11 protein-coding genes are annotated in these 16,986 nt (G+C 47.7%); 6 read left to right on the top strand and 5 right to left on the bottom strand.

The genetic code is table 11. The annotated features are described in order from the left end of the window. The first annotated feature begins 247 nt into the window (after positions 1–247). Both nth and rpsN read left to right on the top strand, forming a co-directional pair. Positions 248–907 (top strand): endonuclease III, encoded by a 660-nt coding sequence (gene nth, locus RIM23_RS06745; RefSeq protein ID WP_446365579.1) that lies wholly within the window; start codon positions 248–250, stop codon positions 905–907. A 55-nt stretch (positions 908–962) separates the two neighbouring features. After that, the gene (gene rpsN, locus RIM23_RS06740) at positions 963–1,265 is read left to right on the top strand and encodes a 30S ribosomal protein S14 (protein ID WP_446365577.1); all 303 of its coding nucleotides are present in this window, start codon (positions 963–965) and stop codon (positions 1,263–1,265) included. A 63-nt stretch (positions 1,266–1,328) separates the two neighbouring features. On the opposite strand, the gene RIM23_RS06735 is transcribed toward rpsN, so the two are convergent. Continuing rightward, positions 1,329–1,658 carry a hypothetical protein gene (locus RIM23_RS06735; protein WP_446336851.1) on the bottom strand — a complete coding sequence of 110 codons (330 nt, stop codon included), beginning with the start codon at positions 1,656–1,658 and terminating at the stop codon, positions 1,329–1,331. A gap of 330 nt (positions 1,659–1,988) precedes the next feature. Between RIM23_RS06735 and aat the strand changes: the two genes are divergently transcribed. Beyond that, a complete protein-coding gene (gene aat, locus RIM23_RS06730; RefSeq protein ID WP_446360775.1) occupies positions 1,989–2,576 on the top strand; it encodes a leucyl/phenylalanyl-tRNA--protein transferase in 588 nt (195 codons plus the stop codon). Then, positions 2,557–2,727 carry a hypothetical protein gene (locus tag RIM23_RS06725; RefSeq protein WP_446365575.1) on the top strand — a complete coding sequence of 57 codons (171 nt, stop codon included), beginning with the start codon at positions 2,557–2,559 and terminating at the stop codon, positions 2,725–2,727. Before aat ends, RIM23_RS06725 begins: the two co-directional genes overlap by 20 nt. Positions 2,728–2,930: 203 nt before the next feature. Here RIM23_RS06725 and RIM23_RS06720 read toward each other — a convergent pair whose 3' ends face one another. Next, positions 2,931–5,078, bottom strand: coding sequence for a polyribonucleotide nucleotidyltransferase (locus RIM23_RS06720; RefSeq protein ID WP_446365573.1), 2,148 nt, complete (start codon positions 5,076–5,078; stop codon positions 2,931–2,933). 325 nt (positions 5,079–5,403) lie between these two features. On the opposite strand from RIM23_RS06720, the gene RIM23_RS06715 reads away from it, so the two are divergent. Both RIM23_RS06715 and RIM23_RS06710 read left to right on the top strand, forming a co-directional pair. Next, complete coding sequence (locus RIM23_RS06715) at positions 5,404–10,134, top strand: SNF2-related protein (protein ID WP_446365571.1); 4,731 nt, start codon at positions 5,404–5,406, stop codon at positions 10,132–10,134. A 290-nt stretch (positions 10,135–10,424) separates the two neighbouring features. Continuing rightward, positions 10,425–11,672, top strand: coding sequence for an FAD-dependent hydroxylase (locus RIM23_RS06710; RefSeq protein WP_446365569.1), 1,248 nt, complete (start codon positions 10,425–10,427; stop codon positions 11,670–11,672). Positions 11,673–11,744: 72 nt separating this feature from the next. On the opposite strand, the gene RIM23_RS06705 is transcribed toward RIM23_RS06710, so the two are convergent. The 3 genes from RIM23_RS06705 to RIM23_RS06695 all read right to left on the bottom strand — a co-directional run bounded on the left by RIM23_RS06705 (position 11,745) and on the right by RIM23_RS06695 (position 16,944). Then, on the bottom strand, positions 11,745–12,674 hold the full coding sequence (locus tag RIM23_RS06705; protein ID WP_446365567.1) for a circadian clock KaiB family protein: 930 nt from the start codon (positions 12,672–12,674) through the stop codon (positions 11,745–11,747). 273 nt (positions 12,675–12,947) lie between these two features. Next, a complete protein-coding gene (locus RIM23_RS06700; RefSeq protein ID WP_446365565.1) occupies positions 12,948–14,273 on the bottom strand; it encodes a PilT/PilU family type 4a pilus ATPase in 1,326 nt (441 codons plus the stop codon). Positions 14,274–14,409: 136 nt separating this feature from the next. Beyond that, the gene (locus RIM23_RS06695; protein WP_446365563.1) at positions 14,410–16,944 is read right to left on the bottom strand and encodes a DNA gyrase/topoisomerase IV subunit A; all 2,535 of its coding nucleotides are present in this window, start codon (positions 16,942–16,944) and stop codon (positions 14,410–14,412) included. Between the last annotated feature and the right edge of the window lie 42 nt (positions 16,945–16,986).

Genomic DNA, 16,986 nt, shown 5'->3' with positions numbered 1-16,986 from the left:
GCTAGTCTGCTGCTCTAGAACCGAAAAGTTAAACAGTTTTAAGGTCACTGAAACAGTGCTTTTTGGATAGTTACCGACCGATAACATTGGCGAAGCTAACTTTACCCGAAAGGAGATTGAGGCAACCATACCTCATTGGAGGGGCAACCATACCCCTCCACCCCGAAAGGGGTATGCTTCTTAAACCGCTACCGCGCGTTCCTCCCCGGTCTGAAGACACGGGGTTTCCCACAACGGAGGAGTTCTAATGAGCATCACCCGTAAATGGTCAGCTAAACAGCAACGCGCATTGGAGATTTTGATTCGCCTGAAGCGACTTTATCCAGATGCTCACTGTACGCTAAACTATGACACCCCTGTACAGTTATTGGTGGCGACGATTCTGTCGGCACAATGTACAGATGAACGAGTGAATCAGGTGACACCGGAATTGTTTCGCCAATTTCCTAACGCTCTTGCGATCGCGCAGGCGGATATTGAGGTGCTCGAAGCCTTGGTGCGTCCGACTGGATTCTATCGCAATAAGGCGAAAAATATTCAAGGGGCTTGTCGGATGATTGTCACCGAGTTTGGCAATCAGATTCCTCGACGGATCGAACTGCTGATCAAATTACCCGGTGTGGCTCGCAAAACTGCCAATGTTGTGCTAGCGAATGCCTTTGATATCCACGAGGGGGTGACGGTGGATACTCATGTCAAGCGCTTGACTCAGCGTCTGGGTTTGACGGAACATAGTGATCCGATTCGTATCGAACGCGATTTAATGCGACTATTGCCTCTGCAAGATTGGGAAAACTGGTCAATCTGTCTCATTTACCATGGTCGGGCAATTTGTCAGGCGAAGAAGCCGAAGTGCGACGCTTGCGTGCTGGTTGATTTATGTCCCAGTGCTAAGGTTGAGGGATAACAAAATTCGATAAGATAGGGAACAGTGTCTTTATTTAGGGAAACGCCAAAGACTCATGGCTAAAAAATCAATGATTGAGCGCGAGAAAAAGCGCAAAAAGATGGTTGAGAAGTATGCGGCTAAGCGAACAGCGCTCAAAGAAGAGTTCGATAATGCTTCCTCTCCGGCTGAGAAACTAGAGATTCACCGGAAAATCCAACAGTTACCCCGCAGTAGTGCGCCGAATCGGGTACGGAATCGCTGTTGGGTAACAGGGCGTCCCCGGGGCTACTATCGGGATTTTGGTCTATCTCGCCATGTACTGCGGGAATGGGCGCACAAAGGATTACTACCAGGGGTGGTTAAGTCGAGTTGGTAGATTTGGGTCATTGGTCAATCGTTCTTACCGAAAGACTGGGGACAAATGACCAATGACGCAGGACTAATTTCCACAGCAACGGTCAATACCCAGACTGTCTAGGAGCAAATCACTAACCGCGTTGGCGATCGCGAATTCACTATAAAAGCTTTCTCGGAAGTCGAAGGCTTGCATTTCGGTAACAATGGCAATCACCAAAGCACCAACATCGTTTTCGCCTTCTAAGCGTTGGCGGACAAAGATTTGGGAGGCGCGATCGGCAATGTCCTGATTCGCTGGTTCTGGCAAAAATTCATGATCCAGCCAGTGAACCAAAGCGTCTCGCAACCATTTTCCTTCCTGCTGGGCATTTTCAGCGGGGGGAAGGGTAACGGGGGGAATAGGTTCAGCCATAAAAGGTTAAAAGCCAAAATGTTTATTTTTGGGATGGGAAAACTACCATTCTGGGGACGGCATTTTTCAGCCAGAGTTGTGTTCGTCTGTAGTATTTTCTCTCCCTTATCTATACTTGCTTGTCTCCCTAATACAGTACGGTGAATCACAACTTGCTATTAAGCAAACATACATTGTTTAATTTGTCAACCTCAAAATAGATGATGTGAGGGGCATCATTGAGAAATATTATTTTATTTTTAAGCATAGCGAAATTATGTCCGATCAGGGAAATTTTAAACTGAAGTTTAGCGGTTCAAGAACAGGGACTCTCAATCGAGTTCGATCACCATGGAGTTAAATATTCCGACAATAATCCAAGGATATGCTCAAGGCTATTTTTTGATGGCGGATGAAACCCGATCATTAGGGTGGTACTCCAGTCGCCAGCGAGCAATCATCCCCTTAGACGAGCGGTTTCGCTATCCCAAATCGCTACAGAGGGTTTTAAATCAGAAGCGGTTTAGCACGGCAATTAACCGAGACTTTAAAGGCGTTGTTGCCGGTTGTGCTAATCGGGAGAGTACGTGGATTTCTGCGGAACTCCAGGAAATTTATTGGTTACTTTATCAGGAAGGTTGGGCGTATAGCTTTGAAACCTGGCAAGGAAATGAGCTAGCGGGTGGGATTTTAGGGATTGTAATTGGCGGCGCGTTTATTGGCGAATCCATGTTTTACCGGATTCCGGAAGGCTCAAAGGTGGCGTTAGTTAAGTTAGTCGAGCGGTTGCGATCGCGCGGCTTTTTGTTGTTTGATGTTCAAATGATGAATCCTCACTTATCTCGCTTTGGCGCTTGTACGATAGAGGAGCAGGAATATCAGGTGCTACTGCGACAGGCGTTGCGACGGCGATGTTATTTTGATCGGATTCCGGTGTGAATTTTCAGGGTATCGAGAATCGGAAACAGGGAACCGGAATCGGTTATTTAATCAAGGAAAACAGCTAGAGGCGTTAATCGAAGGATTACGGGCGGGGATACCACTCAAGCAGATAAAGGTTTTAACGGTACTGACTGGATCAGAGTTTTAGTCCATTTTAATGGACTTAAGCTGAATGCTACTGACTTGAGTAGGGTGGGCATTGCCCACCCTACTCAAGTCAGAATTGAGCGGACTGGATAAAAGTTTTAGTCCATTTAAATGGACTTAAGCTTTCAGCCAAGAACTTGAGTTCTTGGCGGATGCTGCGGCTTGCTGACAATTGATTTAACGTTCAGCTAACTCCAAAACCATCTAAGTTGTCGCTGCTGCACGCGCTGCGGCTGCTTCATCGGGATGAATTCCCAAACGAGTCAGATTAATCCGACCTTTATTGTCAATTTCTCGCACTTTGACAATCACTTCATCGCCAACAGCAACCTCATCTTCCACCTTACCCACACGATAATCTGCCAGTTGGGAAATGTGAATCATTCCCTCTTTCCCTGGTAACACTTCCACAAACGCACCAATGGGAATAATCCGAGTCACGCGACCGGCATAAACATCCCCTTCTTCTAAGCGACGAGTCATCCCTTGAATCAGGGTAATGGCTTTCTTTGCCTTTTCCCCTTCAACAGCAGAAACCGTAATCGTGCCATCATCATCAATATCGACTTTGGCACCAGTTTGTTCTGTAATCCCTTTAATCGTCTTACCGCCAGGACCAATCACCAACCCAATCAAGTCAGGATCAATCTTCATCGTCAGCAAGCGTGGGGCAAAAGTAGAAAGATCGGGGCGGGGTTTGTCAATCACCGCTAGCATCTTTTCTAAAATGTGCAGTCGCGCCGGTTTAGCTTGTTCAATCGCTTTGGCAATGGTTTCCATGGGCAGACCGGTGATTTTCATGTCCATTTGTAAGGCAGTAATCCCAGTATCCGTTCCTGCGACTTTAAAGTCCATATCGCCCAAAAAGTCTTCAATCCCTTGAATATCAGTGAGAATCCGGACTTCCGTGCCTTCTTTAATCAATCCCATCGCCGCACCACTGACGGGTTTGGTAATCGGAACCCCTGCATCCATTAAAGCTAGAGTCGATCCACAAACCGAACCCATCGAGGTTGAACCATTGGACGAAAGCACCTCCGATACCACCCGAATCACATAAGGAAACTCATTTTGCGGCGGTAGGACAGGAATAATGGCACGTTCTGCCAAAGCACCGTGACCGATTTCCCGGCGTCCCGGCGATCGCATGGGTTTGGTTTCCCCCACGGAAAAGGGCGGGAAGTTATAGTGGTGCAGGTAACGCTTCTCTTCTTCTGGATTGAGATCATCCAGCATTTGAGCATCCCCAGGCGTTCCCAAGGTCACCGCAGACAGCACTTGAGTCAAGCCTCGGTTAAATAAACCACTCCCATGGACACGGGCGGGTAATAAACCCACCTTACAAGACACCGGACGTACCTCATCCAGTTTACGCCCATCAACACGCACACCATCTTCGACAATTTGCGATCGCATCAGCTTCTTGGTCAAGCCTTTGAATACACTACTGACCAATTGAGAATCAGCGGCGGCGACGCGCAAGGGGTCATCTTCTGGACGTTGTGCGATCGCAGCCAGAATTTCCTTTTCCTTAATCTCGTCCAAGGCTTTGTCGCGACCGTGCTTATCTAAGTCAAACTGAGACAATACCTGCTTAATCTGTTTCGTGGCGCGATCGCGGATAAAGTCTTCCAGTTCCGATGGGGTTTCTGGCCCTTGTACTTGGGTCATCTCAATCCCCAACTCTTTGAGCAGGTTTTGCTGAGCCGCAATTAAATCCTGCACCGCTTCGTAGCCAAATTCAATCGCCTCAATGATATCTCGTTCTGGCAGTTGATTCGCCCCGGCTTCCACCATAATCACGCCTTGGGGAGAACCCGCGACCACCAAATCTAGATCACCATTATCAATTTCGCGGTAAGTTGGATTAATAATGAAATCATCTCCAACTAGCCCCACCCGTACTGCTGCCATGGGACCATAGAATGGAATTTTCGCTTGCAGTACCGCTACTGATGCCCCAGTTACCGCCAACACATCCGGTGGCACCTGTTCATCCATGGACAAGGTTGTTGCTACGATCTGAATATCATCGCGCAGCCAACTGGGAAACAAGGGGCGCAACGGGCGATCAATCAGACGGCTGGTAAGTGTTACTTTTTCCGGAGGACGCCCTTCTCGCCGCAGAAAGCCGCCTGGAATTCGACCGGCTGCATACAGTCTTTCTTCGTAGTCCACTAATAAGGGGAGAAAATCGATGCCTTCTCGACCCGCTGAGCGAGTCGCCGTGACTAAAACCGCTGTATCTCCTGATTCAATTAGTACAGTTCCCCCAGCTTGGGGTGCTAGTAGACCGACTCTTAGCCGAATATCCCGTCCATCAAAGGATATTGATTTGTCTAACTCTACCATTTGGTTCGTTACCCTTCTCTGTTTATCATGTTTTTTTCTCTGTCGCAATCCTAGCATTTATGGAATAATGCTGCTTTGATAAGGGTTTTGAATTTTGAGTTTTGAGTTTTGAATGTCCCAGATGTGCCATAGCCTGTCTGAGTTTTGAGTTCAGTAGAGGAGGGTTTCACTATTATCGTTTTTTCCCTCACAAGAGATTCGACTAAACCCGCCCTGACTGAATGCGAGAGTGGTGAGTGCGAGAATTGCTGCCTCACACCCATCCTTTAAAATTGGACAAGTAGCAATTGATAGTATTGGATTCTATTTTCATTTTTCTATAAACATGGCAATTTTACATGGTAGTTGGATTACCCGCGAATCTAATAATTACTTATTTATTTGGGGAGAACGGTGGCGTCCTTTAGCCTCCGTGGACTCTGCTGCCAATAATCAGATTATGCCCCATCCCTTTGGGATGACACAGGCGGAGTTAAGGGAATTTTTACGCGATCGCAGCCTAACCATTCCTGAACCAGAAACGGGAAAAAGCCACAGAGATACGGAAAGTGCGATCGCTTCCTGGCGAACCCATCTGCTAGTTTTACCCACTCACCCCGCCGCTGCTAAGACATCAGCCTACCCGCTTCTTTCTGCCCAACTCCCCCCTACCGACGAGACAGACTCCTCATCCCTAGAACTGCAAAAATGGTCTGTCACTGGATACCGTCTCACCCCCTCAGCCGCCCTACCCTTTCTTCAATCTCTACCCTTAGGAGGATTCAACGTCTCCGATAATTACGTCGGCTCAGACTTACGGTTTTGGACTCATGTCTATCGCTGGAGTTTAGACTTACTAACTCGGTGTAAATTTGTACCAGGACTCTATCGTCAGCCCAACGACGAAGCCATCGCTTACTGGCAACCCCTCCTCGACAGTGCTACCGATCAAACTCGCTTAGCCGAGTTTACCCAATCCATGCCCTTAGCTTGTCAAACGTATGGGCATGTAGAGACGCGCCATGGCGCGTATGGGCATGTAGAGACGCGCCATGGCGCGTCTGGGCATGTAGAGACGCGCCATGGCGCGTCTGGGAGCACAGAAGCAAGGGGAGAATACTCCCAATCACAAATCAACAATCCCCAATCCCTCATCCTGAACTTTTTACGAGACGCCATTAATACTCAGGTGAAAAATTGGGTAGAGTCGCTATCACCCCCAACCGCTACCTCACCCCTACCCGAATGGCTGCAAGCCCTCTGTAGCGCCAAGGATAGCCTGGAAGTCGAACCGATGGCGATCGCACGTTTGGATACTGCATTGTCCACTTGGACAACATCTATCCAACAGCACCTGGTTACCCCTACCACCCAAGATTTAACCCAAAATCTCTTTCGCACCTGCTTGGTATTACAACCCCCTGAACCCGATGAAACAAACTGGCGGCTTGACTATTGCTTGCAAGCCATGGATGATGCTGACTTATTAGTCGATGCCAAAACGATTTGGCGGCATCCTGTCGAACAATTAGACTATCAAGGGCGAACCATTGAACAGCCCCAGGAAACCTTACTCAAAGGGTTAGGATTAGCCTCTCGCCTCTACCCCCCCCTAGAAGCCAGCTTACACGAACGCTGTCCCCAGTTTTGTGAACTCAACCCCGTCCAAGTATATGAATTTATCAAAGCCAGTGCATGGCGACTGCAAGACAGTGGCTTGGGCATTATCTTACCCCCAGGATTAGCCCCCGGATCAGGAGAAAAACGCCTCGGTATTAGTATTACCGCAGAAGCGCCTAAATCGAAGAAAGAGGAACGTTTGGGTTTACAAAGCCTGCTTAAATTTAAGTGGGATTTGGCAATTGGTGATACTAAACTCTCCAAATCTGAATTTCAGCGCCTGATGTCACTCAAATCCCCGTTAGTTGAAGTCAATGGGGAATGGATTGCTCTACAACCTGCGGATGCGCGGGCGGCGCACACCATTCTGACAGCATCAAAAGAAGATATGAGTCTGTCAGTAAAAGACGCCTTGCAACTGGCGACAGGAGATACTAAAACATTAGGAAAACTGCCTGTTGTTCACTTTGAAGCCTCCGGGGCGCTGCAAGAATTAATTACCAATCTCACCGGAAATCGCACAATTGAACCGATTGAAGTTCCCCAAGACTTTAACGGCACATTACGCCCGTATCAACTCCGAGGAGCCAGTTGGTTAGCCTTTTTAGAACGCTGGGGCTTAGGTGCTTGTTTAGCGGACGATATGGGATTGGGAAAATGCATCGCGCCTAGTACATTAATTTCCGTCAATGGAACGGTTATTCAAGCTGAAGATATTTGGAAACAGTATGCAACAGAAGCGGAATTTGATGGGGAGGGATTTTGGAGTCAGCCAACAGAGTCGTTACTGATTAATGCCATTGACTCACAAACCCATAAAATGACCACTGCTCCCATTCAGCGTCTCTATCGCCAGCGAGTGCAGGAAAAACTACGCACCGTCAAGCTTAAAGATGGAAGCCAAATTACGATTACCTATCGTCATAAACTATTAACCCATCACGGTTGGACGACTAATTTTCAGGTGGGGGATTACGTCTGTGTACCTGCCAAAATGATTTGGCAGGGGCAACCAGAAGATCCTGATTTGGTCAAGTTTCTGGCTTGGCAAATTGCCGAAGGATGTGAGCAATCGGATCGAGCAAGGATCAACATTTCACACAAAGACAAAGACTGTTTACAAAACTTGCTCCAAATCTTCCAAAAAATCGGTCAGCGGTACAACCTGAAAATCAATAACCCTAGCCTTTGTACCTACCCAAATCGAGTGCCATATCTGCGAATCGATAGCCACGCCTACCGAGAATTCTTACAAACCAAAGGATACAGTTGGGGGATGCGATCGCACGCCAAATCTATCCCAGATTTTATTATGCAGGCAGATCTAGATACGGTGAAGATCTTCCTCCAAAACTATTTCGATGCGGAAGCGTCTGTTATTTCTCAGATGCGGAGTATTGAAATCAGTACAGCTTCCCCTTTACTGATTCAGCAACTCTCTGTATTACTACGGCGCTTGGGAATTTGGTTGCAGATTACACCACAACACATTTGTACAATTGGTGGAAATTCAGCACGTCGATTCTTACAAGTAATTGGATTTAATTGTCCAGAAAAACAGCGGAAACTGGAAGAAATCTGTAAACCAGAAACCTGGCGACTGGAAGTCGCAGCTACACAAACAAAGTCCGCCTACGCGGACTGGATCATAGAGGTAGATAACCAGAATTTAGTCTCACAACCATTTTCACGGGCTAGTCGAGAACGAGTGATATCAAGTAAACCAGAAACCTGGCGACTGGAAGTCGCAGCTACACAAACAAAGTCCGCCTACGCGGACTGGATCATAGAGGTAGATAACCAGAATTTAGTCTCACAAACCTTTTCACGGGCTAGTCGAGAACGAGTGATATCAAGTCTTTCTCAACAGTTCTCATTGACTTCTACTTTGCCACCTTCCTCCTTACCTTCTGCCTTCTGCCCTCTGCCCTCTGCCTTCAAAAAGCTTTCTGCTTTATTCTCATCAGAATACTTACAAAATGTCCTGGATCAAGAAGAAGAAGTTTTCTACTGTCAGATTCAAAATATCGAGGATATCGACTATGAGGGATGGGTGTATGATTTTGAAGTCAGCCACCATCACAACTTTGTGGCAAATAACATTCTTTGTCATAACACAATTCAAACCATTGCCTTTCTGCTTCATTTAAAAGAGCAAGATGTTCTAGAGTCGCCTACATTACTGGTGTGTCCCACATCCGTACTGGGAAACTGGGAACGGGAAGTGAAAAAATTTGCTCCTACTCTCAAAGCCATGGTTCACCACGGTGATAAACGATCAAAAGGCAAGACATTTGCTAAAGCGGTTAAGAATCAGGATTTAGTGATTACCAGTTATCCATTGGTGTATCGAGATGCCGCAACTCTAGAAGCTGTATCTTGGCAAGGTGTCGTATTAGATGAGGCGCAGAACATCAAAAATCCAGGGGCGAAACAGTCGCAAGCCGTGCGGAAACTCCCAACTGAATTTCGCATTGCCTTAACGGGGACACCTGTGGAGAACCGATTGTCGGAGTTGTGGTCAATTTTAGATTTTCTCAATCCCCAATATTTAGGCGATCGCCAATTTTTCCAACGCCGCTTTGCTATGCCAATTGAGAAGTTTGGCGACAGGGATTCCTTACAAACTTTGCGATCGCTAGTGCAACCTTTTATTCTCCGCCGTCTAAAAACTGATAAGACGATTATTCAAGATTTACCGGAAAAACAGGAGATGACGGTATTCTGTGGACTAGCCGCAGAACAAGCCGCCCTGTATCAGAAATTGGTCGATGAATCATTGGTGGAAATTGAAGCGGCAGAGGGAATTAAGCGCAAAGGGTTAATTTTAACCTTGCTGATGCGACTCAAGCAAGTCTGTAATCATCCTGCCCAATTATTAAAGGAGAAATCCTTAAAAGATGCTAAGCGTTCTGGGAAATTACTGCGTTTACAGGAAATGTTAGACGAAGCAATTTCTGAAGGCGATCGCGCTTTAATTTTCACCCAGTTTGCGGAATGGGGTAAGCTGTTGCAACCTTATTTGGCAAAACAATTTGATCAGGAAATCTTGTTCCTCTATGGCGCAACTCGCAAGAATCAACGAGAGGAAATGATTGACCGTTTCCAAAATGACCCCGAAGGACCCCCGATTCTGATTCTTTCATTAAAAGCGGGGGGAACTGGATTGAATCTGACCCGGGCAAATCACGTTTTTCACATCGATCGCTGGTGGAATCCGGCGGTGGAGAATCAGGCGACAGATCGGGCGTTTAGAATTGGTCAAACTCGTAATGTGCAGGTGCATAAGTTTGTCTGTACGGGGACGTTGGAAGAACGGATTAATGACATGATTGAAAGTAAGAAGCAGTTGGCAGAACAGACAGTAGAAGCGGGTGAAAACTGGGTAACGGATATGGATACCGATCAGTTGCGATCGCTGCTATTGCTTGACCGCACAGCGGTGATTGATGAGTAAATGTAACCCTACTGGATCACATCCTGGTAGAATCACAATGTGACCTATTAGGTTTACATTTTGCCGCAACTAAACCGACGAAAGTCGGGGCGGGTTTAGTCACTTATGGGTGCAACCGAAACGATAATGGTGAAACCCGCCCCTACAAACGCGCCCCGCAACGTGGTATCAGAAGCTGGTAAGGGTGGGTTGATTGGTTTATAGACGTGACAAGTCCTTGCCCTCTTCAGCTATCCGCGTCAAAATGAAGAAAAGTAAAAATGCTTATCATTTCGATACATTCTCTGAAAATGACGCAAGAACAGGCATACAATCAAACCTTTGACTACGATCTGGTCATCGTCGGTGGCGGTATTGTCGGCGCAACCTTCGCCTGTGCGTTGAAAAAGTCCGGGTTGCGGATCGGATTAATTGAGGCAAAACCTCAGTCAGTCGCCGTAGCCAGACGGCAAGCTTACGCCCTCTCGCTGCTTTCTGGACGCATTTTCCAAGGAATTGGGGTTTGGCAAACTATTCAGCCGCAAATTGCCACCTATCGGCAAATTCGCCTCTGTGATGGCGATTATCCTAAATTTGTGCAATTTCACCCCACCGATTTAGGTACCCAGGATTTGGGGTATGTGGGCGAACATCGTCCCCTGCTTACCTCGCTGTATGAGTTTTTGGCAGATTGTCCGAATGTAAGCTGGTTGTCTCCGGCGGAAGTGGTTAAAGTCGAGTATCAAGCTTCTGGGGTAGAGGTTACGGTAAACTTGGATGGAACATCTCAGCAGTTGCGATCGCGCTTAGTTGTCGCCGCTGATGGTTCGCGATCGCGTATTCGTACAGCCGCCGGAATCCGCACAAAAGGCTGGAAATATTGGCAATCCTGCGTCACCGCCCGCATCAAAACTGAGAAATCCCATAACGATACCGCCTTTGAACGTTTTTGGGAGAGTGGTCCGATGGGTGTACTTCCTCTGGCTGAAAATCGCTGTCAGGTGGTATGGACAGCCCCTCACGCCGAAGCCCAACAGTTAAAAGACTTAGATGAAAAAGAATTCCTAGAACTTCTAGAATACCGCACAGGCGGACTTTTGGGGCATTTAGAATTAGATAGCGATCGCATCCTATTTCCCGTACAGTTAATGCAAAGCGATCGCTACACCCAGCACCGCCTCGCCCTCATTGGCGACGCCGCCCATTGTTGCCATCCTGTGGGTGGACAAGGGCTAAATATGGGCATCCGAGACGCCGCAGCCCTTGCCCAAGTCATCCAAGAAGCCCATCAACAGGGTGAAGATATCGGAGACGAACAGATCCTCAAGCGCTACGAACAGTGGCGCAAAAGTGAAAATCTAGTCATTTTAGGCTTTACTGATTTCTTAGATCGAATGTTTTCTAATAACTGGTTACCTATCGTTACCCTACGTCGCCTGGGATTATGGATGTTGCGTCATCTGTATCCCGTTAAATGTTATGCTCTGCAATTAATGACAGGTTTAAAGGGACGCACTCCTCAAGTGGCTAATCTTAAATCTGGGTCAACTTCAGTTTAATCAATAAAAATAAAAACGAAGAACGTATTTTGGATTAGCTTAACTATGTTTCTCTCACACAAAATTCAGTTTTTATAGTTTAGCTTCTGGAGCAATAAGTACACGTAAAATACTTTCCAAGTTATTCAAATCTCCAACAATACGTCGGACAGGGGGGGGCCAAACTCTCAGCAGTGTGGGAGTCGCTGAAATTTGATTGGCTTCCGCTTGTTCAGGATGTTTAAATACATCAATCACTTTTAGAGTGTAAGGATGTTGTAGGGATTGCTCGATTAACTGATGTAGTTTTTTCAGGATATGTTCAGTTGATCCACTGTGTCCAGATACAAATAAGCGCAAGACATAACTAGGGGTAGTTAAGGGTGTAGATTGAGATTCACTAGGATTCGATTCCCTATCTGAGGAATCCAGAGGATCAATCCCTGTAGACGGTGGGTGGGAGGATTCTTGCCACGATGTTTGTTGAATCGTCCAACGTTCTGGTATAGACCAAGCATAACTCTGAGGAGATTTGAGCAGGCTTGAATCGTGATCATGTCTAGGATTAGCATCAGACAACTGTTGTGCACATTGCTCCGGGCGATCGCAACGGATAATCAAATCATGATCCTGCCACAGTTGGGGAAAGCGATCGCGATATGTCTCCAAAACTATTGGATCACAGCACTCTTCCCGCCAAGGCGCAACTTGCCACACCACGTTCTTGACACCAAACACAGCATTCAGCAATGCCTGATGGTGCTGGATGGGCGGATAAAGTTCCGCTGACGTTCGCATCTGTTGGGTATAAGGATCGAGCCAGCGATCAATTGTGCCAGTATATCCCGGCACTAAAAAATGGGGCGGTTCCGGTAATCCGAGCATTTCTTGCAAACTCGCACACAGATGCAAATGCCAATGCTCTTGTTTACTCGGATCAATGCCATAAATTAAATCTCCCCCCGGTGTAAACAGGGCAATACCCTTGAATAACCGAGAAAACGAGCGTTGAATCTCGTTCATTGTTGATTGTTTGTTGATTTTAAATTATTGGCAGGTTTCATACCTCGGATAAATCGCGAGGGAGCCTGCACCATCGCTTATCTGTAAAGGCAGGGGACTAAGATGAGAGTGGGAACATGTCACCGTTGTAGGTTGGGTTGAGGTACGAAACCCAACGAGAGCAGGTTAACTTGAAGGTTATGTGCTTTCCCTGACATGCTCCCGATGAGAGTTGCTTTCCCCTGCCTTGTCCTGACATATAACAAATGCCATATAACAAATGGCAAATGATAATTAAACACGACCCCGTAACATCATCGCCATTTCGTTTTGAGTCGGCGACATTTCTAGGGCAGTTTCTTCGGTGATACGCCCTTCCTGATAAAGGTTAAACAAGGACTTATTCATCGTCATCATGCCGTCAAATTCATTAGCCGCCATCAGTTCGTGAACTTCCTCATATTCACCCTTGCGGATATAATCCCGAATCGCTTCTGTATTAATCAGAATGTCGTGGAAGGCGGCACGTTTACCATCAGTGGTGCGACATAACCCTTGGGCAATGATTGCCACCATTGATTCAGCAAAAGCGATACGGATGGCGTGTTGTTCTTCTGGATTATAAAGATTGAGAATCCGTTCAATGGTCTTCACCGCACTGTTCGTGTGCAGCGTTCCCATAACCAAGTGACCCGTCTGAGCGGCTTTCAGCGCTGTGTTAACGGTACCTCTATCCCGCATTTCCCCCACCAGAATCACATCCGGATCTTCCCGCAAGGAGGCTTTTAAAGCGTTGTCAAATTGGAGGGTATGAGCGCCGACTTCCCGCTGTTTAATTAGGGCTTTTTGGCTTTTGTGAACAAATTCAATCGGGTCTTCAATCGTAATGATATGCTTCGGCATCTCCTTGTTCATGTAGTCAATCATTGCCGCTAGCGTCGTTGACTTACCTGAACCGGTAGGACCTGTGACCAAAATAAGACCCTTGTGGTAATGACAGACATCCCTGAGAATTGGAGGGAGTCGCAACTGCTCCATTGTCAGAATCTTGAGTGGAATCAAGCGCATGACTATTGCAGGTCCAGTCAGGGAGTCGAATATATTAATCCGCACCCGGGCAAAGTCATACTGTGCTGCACCATCAAATTCGAGTTCGTTTTGGAAGCGGCGAATTTCTTCATCCGTGAGGATTTCTCGCAACCAACTCATAAATGTGGGTTTATCAGTTACAGGATAGTCTGTATGTTCCATTTCCCCTCGGTTTCGCATCCGAGGGACTTCACCCACACCAACGTGAACGTCAGAAAATCCCTTGTCATACGCCTCCCGGATAAGCTGGGCTAATGTTGGCTGTCCGGGAGAAAGTCCCGCACTCGGTGGTGGTGTCCGGGGTTTAGCGCCGGGTGAAGCTTGACGAGAACTGGGTGCTGTTTTAACGGCGGTAGGAGCTGATGCGGATTGACCCGCTTTGGGCGGCATCGGCATCGTTTGAGAGGGCATCACTTGCGTCGCACCTGGGGGAGCTTGCCGGGGAACTGCCCCCCTTGGCGGTGGCGGTGGGGCTGGAGGAACGCGGGGTGGAGGGGGTGGCGCACTCGGAGGTCGTTTTGGATCGGTCATGGTTGGACTACCACTCTACAACTTAAGTTGAATTTTCTATACTGGTGCTGACAGCTATTTACCCCCTACTATAGAACTATATCTAGCCGATCGAAAAGTTTTCCCTTGAGACACAGAAGGAAGAAGGAGTGGACTTTCACGGGAGGATTTCTGTCACGGTGATAATTGTTTCGTCGGACTTGAGTTTAACCAAGCGATCGCCACACCCATCTTTGCCGGACAACTTTACAGATTTTAACGATACATTCATGACTCGATTATCACTGGTTAGCAACACAGCCGTTTCTGTTTGAGAGGCGTTGACTAATCCGATCAACCGATCCGTCAATGTTTTAAACTGAAGGGCTTGAGTGCCGAGATCCCCGCGTTTGATGCGCCTGACTACATTGAGTCCTAGGCGTTTGCCATAGCCTTGCTCAGATACCAGTAAAAGATTCTCGTTGGGCGCGATCGCGACACATCCGACTAATTGCTCCCGACGCCGCAGTCGCAACGCCTGATTTCCTTGGGCTGTACGCCCCATAATCGGCAAATTTTGGTCGTTAATTTCAAAGCGTAATAAGCGCCCATTACTGGTGGCAATAATCAGATCGTCGGTGGGTTGAGCAAGGCTAACATACGCCAGTGAATCCTCCTCTTTGAGTTTAATTACGGTTAAACCCCTTGCCGTTAGGTTAAGTAACTCTGTCGCAGGTAGACGCTTCACGCGCCCCTGTTGAGTGAGCAAAATTAGGCTGAGAGACTCGGTAAGTTCTTGGGGTCGAAAATGGGCGATAACAGTTTCGGATTGAGCCGCATCGGGGAGAAGACGAGTCAAGGGGATGCCTTGCTTGCGTCCGGCGGCGGGCGGGATATCTTGCACTTTCAAGGGGTAGGCTTTCCCCCCACTGGTTAGGGCGGCAAATTCTGACTGGGTGGTAGTTTGCTGCGTCTGAACCACAAAATCGTTCCCATCTTTGATCGAGGGTTTAGATTTGGGATCAGGGGCAGAACGCAGGCGTTGTACATGTCCTTGATAGGTAAACTCCAGAACCGTTTGTTCGACTTCCGTGTCAATCAGACTTGGCGATGGGGATTTCGAGGTAGAGGTTTTAGGGTTCTCTGACGTTTTGCTTCCCTTACTGGTCTGTTTTTCCGATTTTGGCTGTTTTGGTTCTTTGAGAGATTTCGGCGATCGGATCTGGGTGCGACGTGGATCAGCGTATTTGCGTTTGAGCGATCGCAGTTCTTTTTTCAGGGTTTTGAGTAATTCATGTCGGCTACTCAGAAGTTCCTGGAGGGTTTCAATGCGGGCGGTGAGTTCCTCAAATTCGGTTTGGAGTTTTTGCCGTTCTAACCCCGTGAGGCGACGCATCGGCATGGCGAGGATGGCATCAGCTTGACTCTCACTCAGGTTTAACTGGTCTTGAAACCGAGTCTTTGCGGTTGTGCCATCAGGCGCATGGGTGAGGATTTCAATCACGCGAGTGAGTTGATTTAAGCAAACCAATAATCCTTCCACCAGATGACGCCGTTGTCGTTTCTGGTCAAGTTCATAGGTATATTGCCGGGTCAGGGTTTGTTCACGGAACCGTAAGAATTCTTCCAGACATTGCCGTAGGGGTAGCTGGCGGGGCTGTCCATTGACCAATGCCAGCATAATTGCGCCAAAGTTACTTTGTAGGGGAGTTTGTTTATAGAGGTGTTTGAGAACATCCCGAGGATGAGCGTCCCGTTTGAGTTCCACAACCACCCGCATCCCCTGGCGATCGCTCTCATCGCGCAAATCGGCAATTCCCTCTAAGCGTCCGTGGTTGACCAGATCGGCAATTTTTTCAATCCAAGCCGCCTTATTTACTTGGTAGGGTAATTCCGTGACAATGAGCGCCGTGCGGCGATGACGGCGAGTGCGACCCACTTGAATCTCTTCCACTTTAGCGATTCCCCGCACTGGAATAATGCCGCGTCCACTGCTATAGGCATCCCGAATTCCCGACGTATCGATAATTTCACCCCCCGTGGGAAAATCGGGTCCGGGAATTAATTTCCACAATTTCTCATCCGCCAGATCCGGGCGATCAATCAAGGCGATTAACCCATCCACAATCTCGCCCAGATTATGAGGAGGAATATTGGTTGCCATGCCAACCGCGATGCCAGAGCAACCATTGAGCAGTAAAATGGGTAGTTGAGCGGGTAAAACCACTGGCTCTTGTTGAGAGCCGTCGAAATTATCGATAAAATCAACGGTTGCCTCGCCAATTTCTGATAGGAGGGCTTCATGACTAATGGGAGACAGCCGCGTCTCTGTGTAACGCATGGCAGCCGGTGGGTCGTTATCCACCGACCCAAAATTGCCATGACCCCCCAATAGTGGATAGCGAGTGGAAAAGTCTTGGACCAAGCGCACCATAGCATCGTATACAGCTTGATCCCCATGGGGATGATATTTCCCCAAAACATCACCCACTACGCGAGCGCACTTGCGGTAGGGTCTATCGGGTGTTAAACCCAATTCGTACATGGCATACAAGATACGCCGATGCACGGGCTTTAGACCGTCGCAAACGTCTGGCAGGGCACGCCCAACGATGACACTCATGGCATATTCAAGATATGACTGTTGCATCTCTGCATGGAGGGGCGTGGGAATAACTTGACCAGTCGCCAGCAGATTCAACTGTTTTGCCATGAGTTCTGTTTCCTAATTTCTAACCACAACGAGATGAAAATT

This window comes from Coleofasciculus sp. G3-WIS-01 (assembly GCF_040223135.1).
In the GTDB taxonomy this organism is placed as follows: domain Bacteria; phylum Cyanobacteriota; class Cyanobacteriia; order Cyanobacteriales; family Coleofasciculaceae; genus Coleofasciculus.
Note: the sequence above shows the minus strand (reverse complement) of the source record. Positions and strands in the feature narration are given on the sequence as shown.